The following is an 18,647-nucleotide window of genomic DNA, read 5'->3' as shown; positions in this document are numbered from 1 at the left end:
CGCCGGGAACAGGGTCGCCTGAGCCGCAGGCGCGCTCAGGCTCAGCGCCGCGCGAGGACCGCCGATGAGATCCGGCGCACGAGCGCGTCGGGGAGGTGCCTCGCGATCGCGACGGGAACGCCGAACCGCCAGGACGGCACCGAGACCACGCGACCCCGGGCGACATCGCGGAGGAACTCCTCGACCACCGCGTCGGCGTCGAGCCAGAGGGCGGCGGGGATCGAGGAGGTGTCCATCGCCGCGCGCTCGTGGAACTCGGTGCGCACCCAGCCCGGGCAGAGCGCGGCGGCCCTGACTCCGGTGCCGCGCAGCTCGACGGCGAGCGACTGCGTGAACGCGGTCGCCCAGGCCTTCACCGCGGAGTAGGGGCCGAGGTGCACGAAGCCGGCGACGCTCGAGACGGTGAGGATCGCGCCCTCCCGACGGGCGGTCATCGCCTCCGCCGCCGCGCCCGAGAGCACCGAGACGGAGCGGACCATCACCTCGAGTGCCTCGTCCTGCGCCGCGATGTCGGGCTCGGAGAAGCTGCCGTCGATGCCGAACCCCGCGTTGTTGACGAGGACCCGGACGGGGCGGACGGGGTCGGCCACCCGCTCGCGCACTCGCTCGACCTGCTCCCGATCGCTGAGGTCGGCGGCGAGCACCTCGACGTGCGGGGCGCCGAGCGTGCGGAACGCGACCGCCGCCTCCTCGAGCCGCTGCTCGTTCCGCGCGACCAGCACGAGGCTCCAGCCCCGTCGGGCGAAGGCGCGGGCGAACGCGGCGCCGATGCCGGTGGACGCGCCGGTGATCAGTGCGGTGCTCATGCCGGGATGCTAGCCCGCGCGGATCGCGCCCGACCCCTCGCGAGTAGACTCCCCTACCGTGACCGACGCGACCCGCCTCCCCCGAACCACCGTCAAGAAGCTCGCCGCCCTCGAAGACGGGCCGGTGCGCGTCTCCGGCTGGGTCGAGACCGTGCGCGATCAGAAGAAGGTGCAGTTCGTCGTCCTCCGCGACGAGTCGGGCGCCGTCCAGCTGGTGAACCCCGCCGTCCGCGAGGCCGTCGAGGGAGACGCCGCATCGGAGGCGAAGCTCGCGATCACCGAGGCGATCTCCGGCCTCGCGCAGGGCTCCTTCATCACGGTCACCGGCGCGCTGAAGCACGACGAGCGCGTGAAGCTCGGCGGCATCGAGGTCAAGCTCGAGGCGCTCGAGATCGTGTCCGAGTCGATCCCCGAGGCGCCCATCGCGCCCGACTCCGGCATCGACAAGCGCATGGACTGGCGCTTCCTCGACCTGCGCCGCCCCGAGCAGAACCTGATCGCCCGCGTGCAGACCACGTTCGAGCACGCCCTGCGCACCTACTGGGTCGAGAACGACTTCATCGAGATCCACACCCCGAAGCTGATGGCGAGCGCCTCGGAGTCGCGCGCCGAGCTCTTCGAGGTCGAGTACTTCGAGACCAAGGCCTACCTCGCGCAGAGCCCGCAGTTCTTCAAGCAGATGGCGCAGCCCGCCGGCTTCGGCAAGGTCTTCGAGGTCGGACCGGCCTTCCGCGCCGACCCGAGCTTCACGTCGCGGCACGCGACCGAGTTCACCAGCGTCGACTCCGAGCTGTCCTGGATCGACTCGCACGAGGACGTCATGGAGCTGCACGAGCAGCTCATCGTCGCGGGCCTCACCGCGGTCGTCGCGAAGCACGGCGCCGAGGTCAAGGCGCTCTTCGACATCGACCTCACCGTGCCGACCACGCCGTTCCCGCGCATCCCGCTGGCCGAGGCCAAGCGCATCGTCGCCGAGCGCGGCTACGAGGTGCCCCGCGCCGACGACGACATGGACCCCGAGGGCGAGCGCCGCATCGCGGCCTACGTGCAGGAGGAGTTCGGCCACGACTTCGTCTTCCTGACCGACTACGCCTCGAGCATCCGGCCGTTCTACCACATGCGCCGCGAGGGCGACGCGACGATCACCAACAGCTACGACCTCATCTACAACGGGGTCGAGATCTCGACCGGCGCCCAGCGCGAGCACCGCGTCGACGTGCTCGTCGAGCAGGCGCGCGAGAAGGGCCTCGACCCCGAGGAGCTCGAGTTCTACCTCGACTTCTTCCGCTACGGCGTGCCCCCGCACGGAGGCTTCGGCATGGGCCTGTCCCGCGTCATCATGCTGATGCTGCACCAGGCCAACCTCCGCGAGGTCACCTACCTCTTCCGCGGCCCGACGCGCCTGCTGCCCTAGGCGCCGCCCCGCCGCACGACCGAGGGAACCCCGGAGCATCGAGACCACCCGCACGCGCGGGACGCCTCGACGCTCCGGGGTTCCCTCGCGTCAGCGCGGGAGGCTCTCGAACGGCACCCGGCGGCTCAGCCAGGTCAGCACGCCGGCGAGGGCGGCGAGGACGACGGCAGGGATCAGGAGGAGCCAGAGGCTCGACGTCACCGCGAAGAGCACCAGCGCCAGCGCGGCGAGACCGGCGCCGACGGCGAAGTTCCAGCGGACGTCGGTCACCATCCCGGCCTGCGGTCTCGGCCACATCACGACGAGCGCGGTCGCGAGCGGGCCGAGGAACAGCGCGATGACGAACCACCGCCAGCGCGAGCGGCCCTTCTGCTCGGCGAGGCCCGCGGTGACGATCGCGAGGGCGAGCCAGATCCAGCTGGAGTCCTGCAGGGTGGAGGTCATGCGCCGAGCCTAGGGCGCGTCGAACACGAGACCGCCGTCGCGAGCACGGCCTGATCGTGCGAGCTGCAAGGAGCGGATCGAAGACCCATGCGGCCATGGGACGAGATCCGCGACGCCGCAGATCGAGCGATCAGGCCGAGCGGAGCACGCGGGATCGTGTTCGACACGCCCTAGGGCGCGGGCAGGATCACCAGGTCGAGGTAGTCGGCCAGGCACGCCACCATGTCGACCGCGTCGTGGTCGAGCAGCCACTGCAGCTGGATGCCGTCCCACAGCGCGATGATCGACGCCGCGACGCGGTCAGGATCGGCGCCCTCGCGCAGCCGGCCGGCGTCGCGCAGAACCCGCAGCTCGTGCGCGTACTCGCCGCGGAGCCTCCCGAAGCGCTGGGCGAAGAACTCGCGCCCCGGATGCTCATCGGTCGTCGACTCCCCGCACAGCACCGAGTAGAGCTCGATCACTCCGGGTGCCGACTCGTTGTAGCGGGTCTGGCGCAGGATGCCCGCGACGAGCCCCTCCTCGGGGTCGAGCGGTGACGAGCCGTCGCCCGTGATCAGGTCGCGATGCCGCAGCACGGCGAGCAGCAGCTCGTTCTTGGTCGGGAAGTAGTGCAGGAGGCTCGTCTGACTGAGGCCGACGCGGTCGGCGACGTCCTGCAGCGAGCCGCGGGCGTAGCCGCGCGCCGCGAAGACCGCGTGCGCCGCCTCGATGATGCTGCGCCGGCGCTCGGCCGACTTCGCGTAGGGGCCGCGGCGCGCACTGCGGGTCGGGACCGCCTCGGTCATCGCCTGCTCCTCGTGCACCGGAGGGGTGAGCCTCCCTCGGATCGCCAGCGTAGCGCGCGCTCCGCCCGCCGGGCGTCACGGTTGCGGAACGAATTTCGAGCAGGTACTCGACATTGTGATAGCGTCCCGATCATCCGCGGCAGAGAGGCCCGGAACTCCACCACGATGAAGTGAGGGACAGTGGAACCGTTCACACGGAGACAGCTCATCGCCGCCGGACTCGGCACCGCGGCACTCGCCGGGCTCACCGCCTGCGCCACCCCCGGCACCGTCTCGGTCAACTCGGCGGCGGCCATCCCCGCCGCGAGCGGCCCGATCCAGCTGCAGTACTGGGCCTGGCTCAAGGACCTGCAGAAGGTCTGCGACGTCTGGAACGCCTCGCACCCCGACGTGCAGGTCGACGCCGTCTGGATCCCCGGCGGCAACGCCGGCGGCTACCAGAAGCTCTACTCGGCCCTCGCGGCCGGCGGCGGCCCCGACATCGGCCAGGTCGAGATGCGCTCGCTGCCCGAGTTCATGCTCGTCAACGGGCTCGTCGACCTCAACCGCTACGGCGCCGAGCAGTACGCCGACCGCTACGACCCCACCCTCTGGGGGCAGGTCAGCTACACCGGAGGCGTCTACGGCATCCCGCAGGACAGCGGCCCCATGGCGATGTTCTACCAGCCAGAGGTCTTCGCCCAGGTCGGTGCGGAGCCTCCCGCCACCTGGGACGAGTGGTCAGCGGTCGCGACGGAGCTGCGCGGCATCGACTCCTACATCGACTGCTTCCCGCTCGCCGACGCCTCGGTCTTCGCCGCCTTCGCGACGCAGGCCGGAGCCAAGTGGCTCACGGCGGAGGAAGACGGCTGGGTCATCGACATGACCGACGAGGCGACGACGAAGGTCGCCCAGTTCTTCGACATCGCCATCGACCAGGACCTCGTGCAGACCGGGTACGGGGCCTACTCCCCCGCGTGGTTCGCGGCCGCCGCGAACGGCGGGATCGCCTCCTGCACCACCGGCAGCTGGGGCGACGCCCTCATCCAGGGCGTCAGCGGAGGCAGCGGCAAGTGGCGGGTCGCGCCGATGCCGGTCTGGGGCGACACAGGCTACGGCTCGAGCTACCTCGGCGGCTCGACGGCCGCGATCTTCGCGAGCAGCAAGCACCCGCAGGAGGCGCTCGAGTTCGCCGTCTGGATGACCACCTCCAAGGAGGGCATCGACGCGATGATCGCGAACAGCGGCATCGGCTGGTCGCCCGCCGTCGGCGAGATCGGCACCACCCGGCAGGAGCCGAGCGAGTTCTTCAGCGGCGAGAACTACTACGAGGACGTCTTCGTGCCCGCCTCCGAGGAGCAGAACCCCGACTGGTCGTGGTGGCCCGTCACCCAGCAGTCGTTCAACATCCTCAGCGACGGCTTCCGCAAGAAGGCGTCGGGGCTGTCCCTCGTCGACGCCGTCGCGGAGGCCGAGGACCAGATCATCACGGTCTTCGAGAACAAGGGCCTCAGCATCAGGAAGGCATCGGCATGACGACCACGACGTCCCCCGCCGCCGCCGCGGTCGCGGCCACCTCGGGAAGACCGGCGAATCGCAGCCGCGCCGTCGGCCGCGCCCCGTGGATCCTCCTGGCGCCGTTCCTGGCGCTCTTCGTCCTCACCTTCATCATCCCGATCGTCGTCGCCATCGGCTCCAGCTTCACGAAGGTGACCCGCTCGGGCCTCTTCGGCGAGGCCGGCGTCACCAGCGGGTTCGCGGGCTTCGACAACTACGCGCAGGCCCTCGCCGACGGCAACTTCATCGCCTCCATCGGCCGCATGTTCCTCTTCGGCCTCGTGCAGGTCCCGGTGATGATCGCGCTATGCACAGTGCTCGCGCTGATGCTCGAGTCGGCGTCCGCGCGGATGCCCGGCTTCTTCCGCGCCGCGTACTTCCTGCCCTACGGGGTGCCCGGAGTGATCGCGACGATCCTCTGGTCGTTCCTCTACGTCCCGGGGCTCAGCCCGATCATCGACGCGGCGAACGTCGTCGGCCTCGAGCCCGACTTCCTCGGCGCCAACTCGGTGCTCTGGTCGATCGCGAACATCTCGCTCTGGAGCTACACCGGCTACAACATGCTGATCATCGTCGCTCAGCTGAAGGCGATCCCGGTCGAGCTCTACGAGGCCGCGAAGGTCGACGGAGCCTCCACCTGGCGCGTCGCGCGCAGCATCCAGCTGCCGCTCATCCGCCCCGCCCTGGTGCTCACGACGATCTTCTCGATCATCGGCACGCTGCAGCTCTTCGCCGAGGCGCAGGTGCTCAAGACCGTCGCCCCGGCCATCGACAGCCAGTACACGCCGAACCTCAGCGCGTACACGACCGCGTTCGCCTACAACGACTACAACGTCGCCGCCGCGCAGGCCGTCCTGATCGCGCTGGTCGCGTTCATCCTCTCGTTCACGTTCCTCTCGATCTCGAACAGGAAGTCCTCATGAGCACGGTCGAGCGCACTGAGCAGCCCACCACGACCACCGGAGTCGTCACCGCCGAGCGCCCGGCGAGGCCCGGCCGCGGCCCCGACCGATCGGCGGGCCGCAACCGCGCCTCGACGATCATCGTCACCGCGATCCTCGTCATCGTCTCGGTCTACTTCCTCGTCCCCGTCTACTGGGTCGTCGTCGCGGCGACCAAGACCACGGAGGACCTCTTCGCCACCTACGGCTTCTGGTTCGCGCCGACCTTCGCGCTCTGGGACAACCTCCGCCAGGTGCTGACCTACGACGGCGGGATCTTCGTCCGCTGGTTCCTCAACTCCGTCCTCTACGCCGGAGTCGGCGCCCTGCTCGCCACCTACCTCGCGGCCGCGGGCGGCTACGCGCTGGCGAAGTACGAGTTCAAGGGCAGCAAGCTCGTCTTCGGCACGATCCTCGCCGGCGTCCTCGTCCCGGGGACCGCGACGGCACTCCCCCTGTTCCTCCTCTTCAGCCAGATGGGGATCGCGAACACCTACTGGAGCGTGCTGATCCCCTCGCTGGTCTCGCCGTTCGGCCTCTTCCTCTGCCGCATCTACGCGCAGGCGACGGTCGACACGGCGATCATCGAGGCGGCACGGATCGACGGGGCGGGCGAGCTGCGGATCTTCCACACGCTGGGACTGCGCATCCTCACCCCGGCCCTGGTGACCGTGTTCCTCTTCCAGCTGGTCGGGATCTGGAACAACTACTTCCTGCCGCTCGTGATGCTCTCGGACACCGAGCTCTTCCCGATCACGCTCGGCCTCAACAACTGGCTCAGTCAGGTCGATCGCCTGCCCGAGTTCTACGAGCTGACGACCGGCGGCGTGCTGCTGTCGATCATCCCGCTCGCCATCGCCATGATCGTGCTGCAGCGCTTCTGGCGCGGCGGCCTGACGGAAGGCTCCGTGAAGTGACGACTCCCCCGACGACGTCCCACTACCTCACCGACACGGCCCCGGGATCCGGCCTCCGCCGGCCCGCCCGGTCGTGGCTGCACACCCATGCTCCCTCGCTCTCGCTCGACGGGGAGTGGCGCTTCCGCCTGCTCCCCGCCGCTCCGGGAACGCTCGGGGGTCTCGGGGTGCTGCCCGACGGCGAGGGAGTGGACGACGTCGGGGGCGAGTCCTTCGACGACTCCGACTGGGATCTGATGACGGTTCCTGCGCACTGGGTCCTCGAGGGCGACGGCCGTTACGGCCGCCCCGCCTACACGAACGTGCAGTTCCCGTTCGCCACCGAGCCGCCGTTCGTGCCGGACGAGAACCCGACGGGCGACTACAGGCGCACGTTCGAGGTCGCGGAGTCGTGGGGCGACGCCGAGGCCGTCGTACTGCGCTTCGACGGGGTCGAGTCGCGCTACCGGGTCTGGGTCAACGGCGACGAGATCGGCATCGGATCCGGCAGCCGCCTCGCGCAGGAGTTCGACGTGACCGCGGCGGTGCGGCCGGGTGAGAACCTCGTGGTCGTGCGCGTGCACCAGTGGTCGGCGTCGAGCTACGTCGAGGACCAGGACCAGTGGTGGCTGCCCGGCATCTTCCGCTCGGTGCACCTGCTCGCACGTCCCGTCGGCGGGATCGAGGACGCCTGGGTGCGCGCCTCCTACACCGCGGGCGCCGGCCGGCTCGACACCGAGATCAGGGCCGAGGCATCGGCGTTCCCCGTCACGCTGCGCGTCCCCGAGCTGGGCATCGAGACGGTCTGGGCCACGGCCGACGAGGTCGCGCCGATCGACGTGCCCGTCGTCGAGCCGTGGTCGGCGGAGGTGCCACGGCTGTACGACGCCGAGCTCGCCTCCACGGGCGAGACGGTGTCGCTGCGCATCGGCTTCCGCACGATCGAGATCCGAGGCGACCGGTTCCTCGTGAACGGCTCCCGCGTCGTCTTCCACGGCGTGAACCGGCACGAGACGCACCCCGATCGCGGTCGCGCCTTCGACGAGGACTTCGCCCGCGCCGACCTCGCGATGATGAAGCGCTTCAACGTCAACGCGATCCGCACCAGCCACTACCCGCCGCACCCGCGCCTGCTCGATCTCGCCGACGAGCTCGGCTTCTGGGTGATCCTCGAGTGCGATCTCGAGACCCACGGCTTCGAGCGCTACGGCTGGGCCGGCAACCCGAGCGACGACCCCGCCTGGCGCGAGGCGTACCTCGACCGGATCGAGCGCACGCTCGAGCGCGACAAGAACCATCCGAGCATCGTGATCTGGTCGCTCGGCAACGAGGCCGGCACCGGCGCGAACCTCGCCGCGATGTCGGCCTGGGTGCACGGCCGCGACCCCGAGCGCCCCGTGCACTACGAGGGCGACCACACCGGCGCCTACACCGACGTGTACTCGCGGATGTACTCCTCGATCCCCGAGACCGAGCGGATCGGCCGCGACGACTCGCGCTCGATCCTCCTGGGCTGCACGGCCGGCGAGTCGGCGCGCCAGCGGACCAAGCCGTTCCTGCTCTGCGAGTACGTGCACGCGATGGGCAACGGACCGGGCGCCATCGACCAGTACGATGATCTCGTCGACCGCCACCCGCGCCTGCACGGCGGCTTCGTCTGGGAGTGGCGAGACCACGGCCTCCGGGCGCGCACCGCCGACGGCGTCGAGTACTACGCCTACGGCGGCGACTTCGGCGAGGTCGTGCACGACGGCAACTTCGTGATGGACGGCATGGTGCTCTCGGACGGCACGCCGAGCCCCGGCCTGTTCGAGTGGAAGCAGATCGTGTCGCCCGTTCGCGTCAGCGTCGAGGCGGACGCCGTTGTCGTCGAGAACCGTCGGCACGTCGCCTCCACCGCCGATCTCCGCTTCGCCTGGCGGCTCGAGCTCGAGGGGCGGGTCACGGCGGAGGGGACCCTCGACACCTCCGCGATCGCGGCGGGCGACTCCGCGCGGCTCCCGCTTCCCGCCGTCGATGCGCCGATCGGCGGCGAGACCTGGCTGACGGTCGACGTCGTCCTCGCCTCGGCGACCGCCTGGGCGGAGGAGGGCCACGTCCTCGCCTCGGGGCAGCGCCGCATCTCGGCTCCCGCCGCGACCCCCTCGTGGGCGCGGTCGCGGGCCGGAGGAGCGCTCGACGGCTCCGGTGCCCTCGGCCCGGCCCGCTTCCGGCACGGGCGGCTCGCCTCCCTCGCCGGACTAGCGGTCGACGGTCCGCGCGCCGAGCTCTGGCGGGCGCCGACCGACAACGACGAGGGCGCCGGATTCCCGGGCTACCTCGACGAGGACCCGTGGGCGGGCGACGGACGCGGGACCGACGCGCCCTCCTCCGCCTCGCTCTGGCGGAGGGCGGGCCTCGACCGGCTGGTCGGCCGGATCGAGGAGGTGGACACCTCCGACGGCGTCCGTCGGCGCACGCGCTGGTCGGCCGCCGACCTCGACGCGGCGCTCCTGGTCGAGGAGCGCTGGAGCACCGACGGCGACGCCGCCGTGCTGCGGGTCGACCTCGCACCCACGCGCGGCTGGGGCTCGGTCTGGCCGCGGCTCGGGATCCGGCTCGACCTCCCGGCATCCGTCGACTCCGCGGAGTGGTTCGGCACGGGGCCCCGGGAGTCGTACCCCGACAGCCTGCGCGCCGCTCGGGTCGGCCGCTTCTCGGCGGGCATCGACGAGCTCTCGACGACCTACGCCCGGCCGCAGGAGAACGGGCACCGCAGCGCGGTGCGCGAGCTGATCCTGAGCGAGGGAGGCTCGCCGCGCCTGCGGATCGAGGCCGCCGCCGACCTGCACGGCCGACTCCCCGGCTTCACGCTCTCCCGCTACACGGCGCACGAGCTGACGGCGGCCGCGCACCCGCACGAGCTCCCGCCGTCGACCCGCTCGGTGCTGACCATCGACGCGGCCCAGCACGGCCTCGGCTCGCGCGCCTGCGGCCCCGACGTCTGGCCCGACTTCCAGCTGCGCCCCGAGGCCCGCACGATCCTGCTGCGCTTCACCGCCCTCGGCTGAGCCCAGGCCGACTGCCGAGGGACGTCCGTAGGGAGACGGGTCTCGATACGCCGCCTGCGGCGGCTACTCGACCAGCGAGCTCGCCCCCTCCATGCTGATCGAGTAGCCCTCGAAGAGGGCGTATCGAGATCCGCGTCCGTCAGAAGACAAGGGCAGAAGCCCCCTCTGCTGACGCTCGTGGGTCTCGATACGCCCCTGCGGGGCTGCGAGCTCGACCAGCATGCAGTGCCGCGGCCGTAGGCCTACGACTCACCGCTGCAGGCGTTTCACTCACCACTGAAGGTGACGCGCCTACTCCTCCGTGGGGTGCGGCAGCGGCCCGCCGATGAGGAGGTCGTCGTTCTCGCGGCGACGGCGGAGCACGACCGCGGTCACGAGTCCGGCGACGAGCGCAGCGACGAGGACGCCCGCGCCGATGGTGAGGCCGACGCCGGCCGACAGACCGCCGGTCCCCTCCGTGCTCGGCACGGAGGTCAGACCGGTCTTCGCCGCGGTGATCGCGATGCCGCAGACCTGCGACGCCTCGGGGACCTCGGCGGCCGAGGCGCCCTCGGGGTAGGCGACGGTCACGGCCGCCGTGCGTCCCGACACCGAGCCGACGGCGACGATGCAGTAGAGCTCTGCCGTCGGGTCCTTCACGACGGAGTCGCCGAGGGCGAGATCGGACCAGCCGAGCGCGTCGACGCGGACCGCCAGGTCGCCGGCGGCGAGGTCGGCGCGCTTGCCCGCCGTCGTGTAGGCCGCGAGGGCGACGCTCTCGACAGGGCCGAAGCCCCAGACGGCGCCGCGCGGCGCCTCCGCCTGCTCACCGCTCACCTGTCGGGGCTCGACCAGGACACCGGGCCCGGAGGAGGACACGAGCGAGAACGTCGTCGTCGCGCTCGATCCACGGTCGCCCGTCATGGTGACCGAGTACGCGCCGATCGCGGCGAGCGCCGCCGCGGGCACGGTGGCCGAACCGGTGCTGAAAGCCGCTCCGTCCTCGCGGGTGACGGTCAGGGCCGTCTCGGTGCCGGCAGGCGCACGGAGCGACGCGGTGGCGGTCTCCTCGCGCTGGAACCCGGCGTAGGCGACGCCGACGCCGTAGAAGCGGGCGAGGTCGACGGTGAGCGCTCCGGGATCGACCCCGGCATCGCGCGTGAGGTAGACCGAGACGGCGGGGGTGCTCGCCTCGGTGGCGGGCTGGCCCTCGGCCGCTGGCGCGGGCGCCGCTGCCGGGTCCGCGGCGGAAGTCGAGAGCAGGGTGCGGCCCGGAGCCGACGCGCGGGGCGGTGCGGAGCCCGCCTCGGTCGTCGCGGTACCGCCGGTGCTGCCTCCGTTGCCGCCCGTGCTGCCTCCGCCGGTGGTTCCGCCGCCCGTGGTGCCTCCGTTGCCGCCCGTGCCACTGGACGGCTGGGCGGGCTGATCGGGCTGATTGGGCTGTGCTGGCTGATTGGGCTGGCTCGGCTGCTGCGGCTGAGTCGGCTGCGTAGGCGCGGTCGGCTCCTCCTCGATCGGCGGCACGACGACGGGCGGCTCCTCCACCGGAGGCTGGGCCGGCGGCTCCTCCTCGATCGGCGGCACGACGACGGGCGGCTCCTCGACCGGAGGCTGGGCCGGCGGCTCCTCCTCGATCGGCGGCACGACGACGGGCGGCTCCTCGACCGGAGGCTCCGTCGGCTGCTCCTCCTGGATCGGCCCCACGGGCTCGGTCAGGACCGACGACGCGGGGTCGGACGGCACGAGCTCGCCGGCCTGTGCTGCCGAGGGCAGCGCGAGGGTGGCGAGGAGCACCGCGAGGACGACCGAGGAGGCCGCTGTACGGCGACGCTGACGTGACATGGATGTTCCTCCCCCGGCCGAGGCGCGGCGTGCACCCCGGAGACGGGGAGCTGTCTCCCCGTGAAGAGACTATGCGCGTTCGGGGGACAGCCGAAGGAAATCGGGTCCCCTGAGCGAGTGCCGTCTACAACATTCCGGTCACGGCTCAGGCCCCAACCGCTCGGGTCAGGCCGTCATCGACTCACGCGACGGCCGCACACCATCCGAGACCACGCGACGGCCGCGGGCCGTGCCATGAGCTCAGACCTCGAAGTCGACGCAGGCGCGCTCGCGCACGAGCGGCCGGATGAAGCCGGCGACCCGTCGGTGGTCGGGGTGCTCGACGTAGGCGTTCAGCGCGTCGGCGTCGGCGTAGTCGGCGACCAGCACCATGTCGAAGTTGTCCTTGGGGAAGAGCGCGTTCTTGCCGATGGTCATCGATTCGATCTCGGGGATGATCGGCAGCAGGCTGCGCAGGGCGTCCGAGATCTGCTCGGTGTGCTCCGAGCGCTGGGCGGGGTCGACGGCGTTCAGCTTCCAGGCGACGACGTGGCGGATGGTCATGCGTGCTCCAGGAGGGCTCGGCGGAGACGGACAGGGTCGATGCGCCAGTAGGTGTGGACGCGACCGTCGATCAGGAGGACGGGGATCTCCTCGACGTACTGCTCGTGCAGCTCCGGATCGTCGAGGATCGACAGCTCGGACAGCGCGACCGCCGGGGCGCCCGAGACGCTCCCCAGATCGGAGAGGACCCCCTGAATCACCGTGCGGGCGTCATCGCAGAGATGGCAGCCCGGCTTCCCCACGAGGGTCAGCTGCACGTCGGTCATCGGGCCAGTGTAGAGGGAGCCTCGGGTACGCCGGGCCGGGGCGCGCACCGTGCCGTTTCGTCCGAATCGGACCCGTAACGCAGACGAGCGCCCTACCCCGGTGTGGGGCGGACGCTCGAGTGGGAAGTGGCGCGAGCCTACTTCTTGTTGCGACGCTGGTGACGAGTCTTGCGAAGCAGCTTGCGGTGCTTCTTCTTCGCCATACGCTTGCGACGCTTCTTGATGACAGAACCCACGAAGACCTCACAACGTTCAGGGGGCCGACCGCCCGACGGACGGCCGCTTACGAAAAACTGGCTCCCGCGAGCTTACACGACGCGGGGTGCCGCCGTGTCCGGCGTCACTTGCGGATGCGCAGGGCCTCCGCCACCTTCGTCGCGCCCTCGCTCACGCCGCGCTGGATGTCCTGCACGACGGTGCTGACCTGATGGGTCCGGTCGGCCAGCGCGCGGCCGAGCGACTCGGCCCGCGCCGCGGTCGGAGCGTCGAGCAGCACGGGTCCGGCGTCGACCTCCTCGGTGGAGAGGAACGGGAGGAGCCAGTCCTCCACCTCCTCGAGCGGCGAGTACTGCAGCGCGTAGTAGCGGTGCTGCCCGCTCTCGCGGACGGTGACGAGCCCCGCCTCGCGCAGGACCTTGAGGTGCTTCGACACCGTCGGCTGACTGAGCTCGAGCCGCGCGACGATCCGCGAGACGCTGATGCCTCCGACGCCCACATCGCCCGCCTCCCGCTGCTCCAGCAGGATCGAGAGGATGTCGCGACGCGTGCCGTCCGCGATCACCGCGAAGATGTCAGCCATACCGCCCAGGCTAGTCAGCGCGGCTCCACGCCGACCAGGCGAGTCGCCCGCACTCCCTGTGCCCGGGAGGGCGGTGCGGGCCGGGTAGCATGGCCGCGATCGAGTGGAGGATCGCCGTGGTGGTTCGACAGCAGTTCCGGAGCCCCGTGGGCGTCTCCCCGATCTCGCCGTGGTCGGGCTTCGAGCGGGCCCGCGATCTCATCGACGACTTCGCCGGCCGGTCGCCGTCGCGCTTCGCGATCCTGATCTTCTCGGCGCTCATCCTCGTCTTCACGCTGCTGTTCTCCCTGCCGATCTCGAGCACGACCGGCACCGTCACTCCGCTGCACGACGCCTTCTTCACCGCGATGTCGGTGATCTGCGTCACCGGCCTCGCGACGGTCGACATGGCCACCTACTGGTCGGCGTTCGGCCACTCGATCATCTTCATCGGCGTCAACATCGGCGCCCTCGGCGTGCTCACCCTGGCGTCGATCATGGGCATGGCCGTGTCACGGCGGCTGGGGCTGCGCGCGAAGCTCATGGTCGCGAGCGACTCGAACCCGCTCCGGATCCACTCGGGCCCCGTCGCCGAGGGCCAGGCGGTCCGGCTCGGCGAGATCGGCGGGCTGCTCACGACGGTCGCCGTCAGCGCCGCCGCGATCGAGATCATCGTCGCTCTCCTGCTGTTCCCGCGGATGCTGATCGACGGGATCCCGATCGGCGAGGCCGTGTGGCACTCCTTCTACTACTCGGCCATGGCGTTCACGAACACCGGGTTCGCGCCGAACGCCGCAGGGCTCACCCCGTTCGAGGACGACTACTGGTTCCTCGGCATCCTGATGATCGGCGTGTTCCTCGGCTCGATCGGCTTCCCCGTGATCTACGCCCTCTCGCGGGGCTGGCGCCGTCCGAGCAAGTGGTCGGTGCACGTCAAGCTGACGCTGCTCACCTCCGTGATCCTGCTGGTCGCCGGGGCGGCGCTGTACATCGTGCTCGAGTTCGACAATCCGAAGACCTTCGGGACGCTCGATGCGGGCGACACCGTGTTCCAGTCCTTCTTCCTGTCGACGATGACCCGCTCCGGCGGCTTCTCGACGATCACGATCCCCGATCTCAACGGCTCGAGTCTGCTCGTCACCGACATGCTGATGTTCATCGGCGGAGGCTCGGCCTCGACCGCGGGCGGCATCAAGGTCACGACGCTGGCGATCCTGTTCCTCGCCGCGTTCGCCGAGGCGCGCGGCGTGAACGACATGGAGGCGTTCGGCCGCCGCATCCCGAACGACGTGCTGCGGCTGGGCGTCTCGGTCGTGCTGTGGGGGGCGACCACCGTGGCCGTCTCGTCGGTGATCATCCTGCACATCACGAAGGCCTCCCTCGACTACGTGCTGTTCGACGTGATCTCGGCGTTCGCGACGTCGGGGCTGTCGACGGGGCTCACCGCCGAGCTGCCGCCGTCCGGCGTCTACGTGCTCGCGCTGACCATGTTCATGGGGCGCGTTGGTACCGTGACACTCGCCGCCGCGCTCGCCGCCAGCCAGCGCAGGCAGCTGTTCAGACGACCCGAAGAGAGGCCCATCGTTGGTTGACCGCATCAGGTACGACGCCCCGGTGCTGGTGATCGGCCTGGGGCGCTTCGGCGCCGCCACCGCCGGCCAGCTCGATCGACTCGACCGCGAGGTGCTCGCCGTCGACGCCGACGCCGGCCTCGTGCAGAAGTGGTCGGAGCGGGTCACCCACGCCGTCCAGGCCGACGCGCGCTCGCTCGACGCCCTCGCGCAGATCGGCGCGCAGGACTTCCAGGTCGCCGTCGTCGCCGTCGGCTCCTCGATCGAGGCGTCGGTGCTGATCACCGCGAACCTCGTCGACCTCAAGATCCCGCAGATCTGGGCCAAGGCGATCTCGCGCTCGCACGGCAAGATCCTCGAGCGGATCGGCGCCAACCACGTCATCTACCCCGAGGCCGAGGCCGGCGAGCGCGTCGCGCACCTCGTCTCGGGCCGCATGCTCGACTTCATCGAGTTCGACGACGACTTCGTGCTGGCCAAGATGTACCCGCCCAAGCCGATCCGGGGCCTCACCCTCACCGAGTCGGGGGTGCGCCGCAAGCACCGGGTGACGGTCGTCGGAGTGAAGAGCCCCGGCAAGCCGTTCACCTACGCCACCGAGCAGACCGTGGTCTCGAACCACGACCTGATCGTGGTCAGCGGCACCCCCAGCGACATCGAGCGCTTCGCGGCCCTCGGCTCCTGAGGCGGGGCGTCAGGAGGCGGCGAGCTCGCGGGCGCGGGCCAGGGCCGCGTCGGTCGCGCGGGTGAAGAGCGCGGCGAGGTCCGCCTCCTGCAGCACGGCGACGGCGCGCTCCGTGGTGCCGTTCGGGCTGGTGACCCGGCGGCGCAGCTCGGCCGGGTCCTCGCCGGAGTCGACGAGCAGCTCGGCCGCACCGAGGAAGGTGCCGTTGACCATGGTCGCGGCCTGCTCGGGAGTGAAGCCCTTGGCGATCGCGGCGGCCGTGAGCTGCTCGATCAGGAGGAAGACGTAGGCCGGGCCCGAGCCCGAGATCGTGGAGAGCGCGTCGAGCTGCGACTCCGGCACCTCGACCACCTCGCCGACCGTCTCGAACAGCCGGCGCACCAGGGCGAGATCATCGGCGCTCGAGCGCGTGCCCGCGCTCAGCCCCGTGACGGCGCGGCCGACGACGGCCGGGGTGTTGGGCATCGAGCGCAGCACGGCGACCGCCGGGGGCAGGTGCCGCTCGAACGTCTCGACCGTGACTCCGGCGGCCACGCTCACCACGACCGTGCCCGGAGCGAGCGCCTCGGCGATCTCGTCGAGCAGCGCCGTCACCATGTGCGGCTTGACGGCCACGAGCACGACGGAGGCGCCCTCGACCGCGCGGCGGTTCGCCTCCGGATCATCGCCGGTCGCGAGCGCGGTCACGACGGGGTGGTCGTCCCACACCGCGGCCTTGGCCGAGTCGCGGTTGGTGACCCGGACTCCGCCCTCGACCCGCACCCCCGGCGCGAGGAGCCCCGAGAGGATCGCGCCGCCCATCGAGCCGAGGCCCAGGACGGCGATGGACGGGAGCTGCACGGGAGCGTCGGTCACCCGCACATCCTACGAAGCGCAGGCGAGCGGGTCCGCCGCGCCGCCCCGGACTCCCTAGGATGGCCCGACCGCCCCACCCGCATTCGGATCCTCGAGGAGACCACGTGAGCGCATCCGGAGGAAGCAGGGCCATCATCGCGGCGCTGTCCGCGAATCTCGGCATCGCACTGACCAAGTTCGTCGCCTGGTTCTTCTCGGGTTCGGCCTCGATGCTGGCCGAGGGCGTGCACTCCCTCGCCGACTCCGGCAACCAGCTGCTCCTGTTGCTCGGCGGCCGCAAGTCCCGCCGGGCGGCCGACGACGAGCACCCCTTCGGCTACGGCCGCGAGCGCTACGTCTACGCCTTCGTCGTCGCGATCATCCTGTTCTCGGTCGGCGGCGTCTTCTCGCTCTACGAGGGCATCGACAAGATCACCCACCCGCACGAGCTCGAGAACGTCTGGCTCCCGATCCTCGTCCTGCTCGTGTCGATCGGCCTCGAGAGCTACTCGCTGCGCACCGCGGTGAAGGAGTCGAACCCCGCCCGGGGCGCGCAGTCGTGGCCGCAGTTCATCCGCCGCGCGAAGGCTCCGGAGCTGCCGGTCGTGCTGCTCGAGGACGTCGCCGCCCTGACCGGTCTGACCTTCGCGCTCCTCGGAGTCGTCCTCTCGGTGATCACCGGAAACTCGGTGTTCGACGCGATCGGCACGATCATGATCGGCACCCTGCTGATCGTCGTCGCGATCGTCCTCGGGGTCGAGACGAAGAGCCTCCTGGTCGGCGAGGGCGCGACACCGGTCGACACCTCGGCGATCCGCTCCGCGATCGAGGCCGGCGACGACGTCGAGCGCATCATCCACATGAGGACCCTCTACCTCGGGCCCGACGAGATCCTCGTCGCCGCGAAGCTCGCCTTCCCGGCCGCCGAGACCGTCGCGCAGCTCGCCGCGGGCATCGACGCGACCGAGCAGCGGATCCGCGACGCCGTGCCGGCCGCCCGCGTCATCTACCTCGAACCGGACGTCGACCGCGCGGCGAGCACCGGGAGCGCCGGCTGATGCGGCGCGCACTCGCGATCGTCAACGAGCGGGGCGCCGGACTCGGCGTCCTCGACCCGATCCTCCGCGCGCAGGGCTTCGAGGTCGAGGCGGTCGCCGGCACCGACCTCGGCTCGGTCGACATCGTCGAGCCCGACCTGGTCGTCACCCTCGGATCGAGCGCCGGCGTCTACGAGACCGTCCACCACCCCTTCATCACCCCCGAGATCGCGCTGCTGCAGGACCGCCTGCACCACCGCAGGCCCACCCTCGGCATCTGCTTCGGGGCGCAGCTCCTCGCCGCCGCGCTCGGTGAGCGCGTCTACGCGGGCCCGACCCGCGAGGTCGGCTTCCGCACGATCGAGCCGACGGAGGCCGGGCTGCGGTCGCCGCTGCGGCACTTCGCCGGCGTGCCCGTGATGCAGTGGCACGGCGACACCTTCGACCTCCCGACGGGCGCGACCCTGCTGGCCACCTCCGACGCGTATCCGGTCGAGGCGTTCGGCATCGGCGACTGGCTCCTCGGCGTGCAGTTCCACCCCGAGCTCACGGGCGCCATGGCCGGGCGCTGGCTGGAGGGCGACGCCGAGTACGCCGCCGAGGCCGGCTACCGGGCCGACGCGCTCGAGGACGACGTGCACGCCGGACGCTTCGCCCGGATGCGCGAGGCGACCGAGCTCGCGCTGGCGGACTGGCTCGGGGCCTGACCTCCGCTCAGCGCCGGGCCGTGAAGAAGTCGACGAGCAGCCGAGTGCTCTCCTCGGCGCGCACACCGGGGTAGACCTCGACCACGTGGTTGTGGCGGCGGTCGCGGAGGAGGTCGTGCAGCGATCCCGCCGCTCCCGCCTTCTCGTCCCAGGCCCCGAAGACGACGCGCTCGATCCGGGAGGCGAGGATGGCGCCCGCGCACATGGTGCACGGCTCGAGCGTGACGACGAGCGTGCAGCCGGTCAGCTGCCAGTCCTCGCGCGCCGCGGCGGCCTCGCGCAGGGCGACGACCTCGGCGTGCGCGGTCGGATCCGTCCGCAGCTCCTTCTCGTTGCGCCCGCGGCCGATGACGGCACCGTCTGCGTCGACGACCACCGCGCCGACCGGTACGTCGCCCCATCCGGAGGCGCGCCTCGCCTCGGCGAGCGCCAGCGCCATCCACGCATCGGAGCCGGCGGGGAGGCGCAGGTCGCTCTCGCGCATCGCGCCACTCCTCCCGGCTCGGCCGACCACGGCCGGCAAGTAGATTGAG

The 18,647-nt window shown here is 71.2% G+C and carries 19 protein-coding genes; 9 read left to right on the top strand and 10 right to left on the bottom strand.

The window, feature by feature from the left end:
- Window positions 1-41: 41 nt before the first annotated feature.
- On the bottom strand, window positions 42-806 hold the full coding sequence (locus GRS96_RS07025; RefSeq protein WP_159988115.1) for an SDR family NAD(P)-dependent oxidoreductase: 765 nt from the start codon (window positions 804-806) through the stop codon (window positions 42-44).
- Between the two features lie 58 nt (window positions 807-864).
- On the opposite strand from GRS96_RS07025, the gene aspS reads away from it, so the two are divergent.
- Window positions 865-2,220, top strand: a complete 1,356-nt coding sequence (gene aspS, locus GRS96_RS07020; RefSeq protein WP_236553577.1) for an aspartate--tRNA(Asn) ligase — start codon at window positions 865-867, stop codon at window positions 2,218-2,220.
- A gap of 90 nt (window positions 2,221-2,310) precedes the next feature.
- Here the strand turns inward: aspS and GRS96_RS07015 are convergent, their stop codons facing one another.
- Window positions 2,311-2,664, bottom strand: a complete 354-nt coding sequence (locus tag GRS96_RS07015) for a hypothetical protein (protein WP_159854450.1) — start codon at window positions 2,662-2,664, stop codon at window positions 2,311-2,313.
- A 170-nt stretch (window positions 2,665-2,834) separates the two neighbouring features.
- Window positions 2,835-3,449 (bottom strand): TetR/AcrR family transcriptional regulator, encoded by a 615-nt coding sequence (locus GRS96_RS07010; RefSeq protein WP_159988114.1) that lies wholly within the window; start codon window positions 3,447-3,449, stop codon window positions 2,835-2,837.
- 180 nt (window positions 3,450-3,629) lie between these two features.
- Between GRS96_RS07010 and GRS96_RS07005 the strand changes: the two genes are divergently transcribed.
- Genes GRS96_RS07005 through GRS96_RS06990 form a run of 4 tightly spaced genes read left to right on the top strand, consistent with a single transcriptional unit; the run spans window position 3,630 to window position 9,872 of the window.
- On the top strand, window positions 3,630-4,964 hold the full coding sequence (locus tag GRS96_RS07005; protein ID WP_159988113.1) for an extracellular solute-binding protein: 1,335 nt from the start codon (window positions 3,630-3,632) through the stop codon (window positions 4,962-4,964).
- Window positions 4,961-5,908 (top strand): carbohydrate ABC transporter permease, encoded by a 948-nt coding sequence (locus GRS96_RS07000; RefSeq protein WP_159854456.1) that lies wholly within the window; start codon window positions 4,961-4,963, stop codon window positions 5,906-5,908. Before GRS96_RS07005 ends, GRS96_RS07000 begins: the two co-directional genes overlap by 4 nt.
- Entirely contained in the window at window positions 5,905-6,843 is a 939-nt protein-coding gene (locus tag GRS96_RS06995; RefSeq protein WP_159988111.1) for a carbohydrate ABC transporter permease, read from the top strand. The genes GRS96_RS07000 and GRS96_RS06995 overlap by 4 nt, the downstream gene beginning before the upstream one ends.
- Window positions 6,840-9,872 (top strand): glycoside hydrolase family 2 TIM barrel-domain containing protein, encoded by a 3,033-nt coding sequence (locus tag GRS96_RS06990; protein WP_159988110.1) that lies wholly within the window; start codon window positions 6,840-6,842, stop codon window positions 9,870-9,872. Before GRS96_RS06995 ends, GRS96_RS06990 begins: the two co-directional genes overlap by 4 nt.
- A gap of 291 nt (window positions 9,873-10,163) precedes the next feature.
- Here the strand turns inward: GRS96_RS06990 and GRS96_RS06985 are convergent, their stop codons facing one another.
- The 5 genes from GRS96_RS06985 to GRS96_RS06965 all read right to left on the bottom strand — a co-directional run bounded on the left by GRS96_RS06985 (window position 10,164) and on the right by GRS96_RS06965 (window position 13,301).
- Window positions 10,164-11,693 (bottom strand): hypothetical protein, encoded by a 1,530-nt coding sequence (locus GRS96_RS06985; protein WP_159988109.1) that lies wholly within the window; start codon window positions 11,691-11,693, stop codon window positions 10,164-10,166.
- A 240-nt stretch (window positions 11,694-11,933) separates the two neighbouring features.
- The gene (locus GRS96_RS06980; RefSeq protein WP_159854464.1) at window positions 11,934-12,236 is read right to left on the bottom strand and encodes a Dabb family protein; all 303 of its coding nucleotides are present in this window, start codon (window positions 12,234-12,236) and stop codon (window positions 11,934-11,936) included.
- Complete coding sequence (locus GRS96_RS06975; protein ID WP_159854466.1) at window positions 12,233-12,502, bottom strand: glutaredoxin family protein; 270 nt, start codon at window positions 12,500-12,502, stop codon at window positions 12,233-12,235. Before GRS96_RS06975 ends, GRS96_RS06980 begins: the two co-directional genes overlap by 4 nt.
- Before the next feature lie 137 nt (window positions 12,503-12,639).
- Window positions 12,640-12,738: a 30S ribosomal protein bS22 gene (locus tag GRS96_RS06970; RefSeq protein ID WP_003792170.1), complete on the bottom strand. Its 99-nt coding sequence runs from the start codon at window positions 12,736-12,738 to the stop codon at window positions 12,640-12,642.
- 104 nt (window positions 12,739-12,842) lie between these two features.
- A complete protein-coding gene (locus GRS96_RS06965) occupies window positions 12,843-13,301 on the bottom strand; it encodes an ArsR/SmtB family transcription factor (RefSeq protein WP_159854468.1) in 459 nt (152 codons plus the stop codon).
- An 89-nt stretch (window positions 13,302-13,390) separates the two neighbouring features.
- Here GRS96_RS06965 and GRS96_RS06960 point away from each other — a divergent pair, with 89 nt between their 5' ends.
- Together GRS96_RS06960 and GRS96_RS06955 are read left to right on the top strand one after the other, a co-directional pair.
- Window positions 13,391-14,872 (top strand): potassium transporter TrkG, encoded by a 1,482-nt coding sequence (locus GRS96_RS06960; protein ID WP_159854470.1) that lies wholly within the window; start codon window positions 13,391-13,393, stop codon window positions 14,870-14,872.
- Window positions 14,865-15,536: a potassium channel family protein gene (locus tag GRS96_RS06955; protein ID WP_055790397.1), complete on the top strand. Its 672-nt coding sequence runs from the start codon at window positions 14,865-14,867 to the stop codon at window positions 15,534-15,536. Before GRS96_RS06960 ends, GRS96_RS06955 begins: the two co-directional genes overlap by 8 nt.
- A 9-nt stretch (window positions 15,537-15,545) precedes the next feature.
- Here the strand turns inward: GRS96_RS06955 and proC are convergent, their stop codons facing one another.
- Complete coding sequence (gene proC, locus GRS96_RS06950; protein WP_159988107.1) at window positions 15,546-16,391, bottom strand: pyrroline-5-carboxylate reductase; 846 nt, start codon at window positions 16,389-16,391, stop codon at window positions 15,546-15,548.
- Window positions 16,392-16,495: 104 nt separating this feature from the next.
- Here proC and GRS96_RS06945 point away from each other — a divergent pair, with 104 nt between their 5' ends.
- Together GRS96_RS06945 and GRS96_RS06940 are read left to right on the top strand one after the other, a co-directional pair.
- Window positions 16,496-17,428 carry a cation diffusion facilitator family transporter gene (locus GRS96_RS06945; RefSeq protein WP_159854474.1) on the top strand — a complete coding sequence of 311 codons (933 nt, stop codon included), beginning with the start codon at window positions 16,496-16,498 and terminating at the stop codon, window positions 17,426-17,428.
- Complete coding sequence (locus GRS96_RS06940) at window positions 17,428-18,114, top strand: glutamine amidotransferase-related protein (RefSeq protein ID WP_159854476.1); 687 nt, start codon at window positions 17,428-17,430, stop codon at window positions 18,112-18,114. The genes GRS96_RS06945 and GRS96_RS06940 overlap by 1 nt, the downstream gene beginning before the upstream one ends.
- A 7-nt stretch (window positions 18,115-18,121) precedes the next feature.
- Here GRS96_RS06940 and tadA read toward each other — a convergent pair whose 3' ends face one another.
- Complete coding sequence (gene tadA / locus GRS96_RS06935; RefSeq protein WP_235021848.1) at window positions 18,122-18,598, bottom strand: tRNA adenosine(34) deaminase TadA; 477 nt, start codon at window positions 18,596-18,598, stop codon at window positions 18,122-18,124.
- Window positions 18,599-18,647: the final 49 nt, after the last annotated feature.

Origin of the sequence: Rathayibacter sp. VKM Ac-2803, assembly GCF_009807175.1 — a bacterium.
Lineage (GTDB): Bacteria > Actinomycetota > Actinomycetes > Actinomycetales > Microbacteriaceae > Rathayibacter.
The sequence above is the reverse complement of the archived record's forward strand: the minus strand, read 5'-3'. Positions and strand labels throughout refer to the sequence as shown.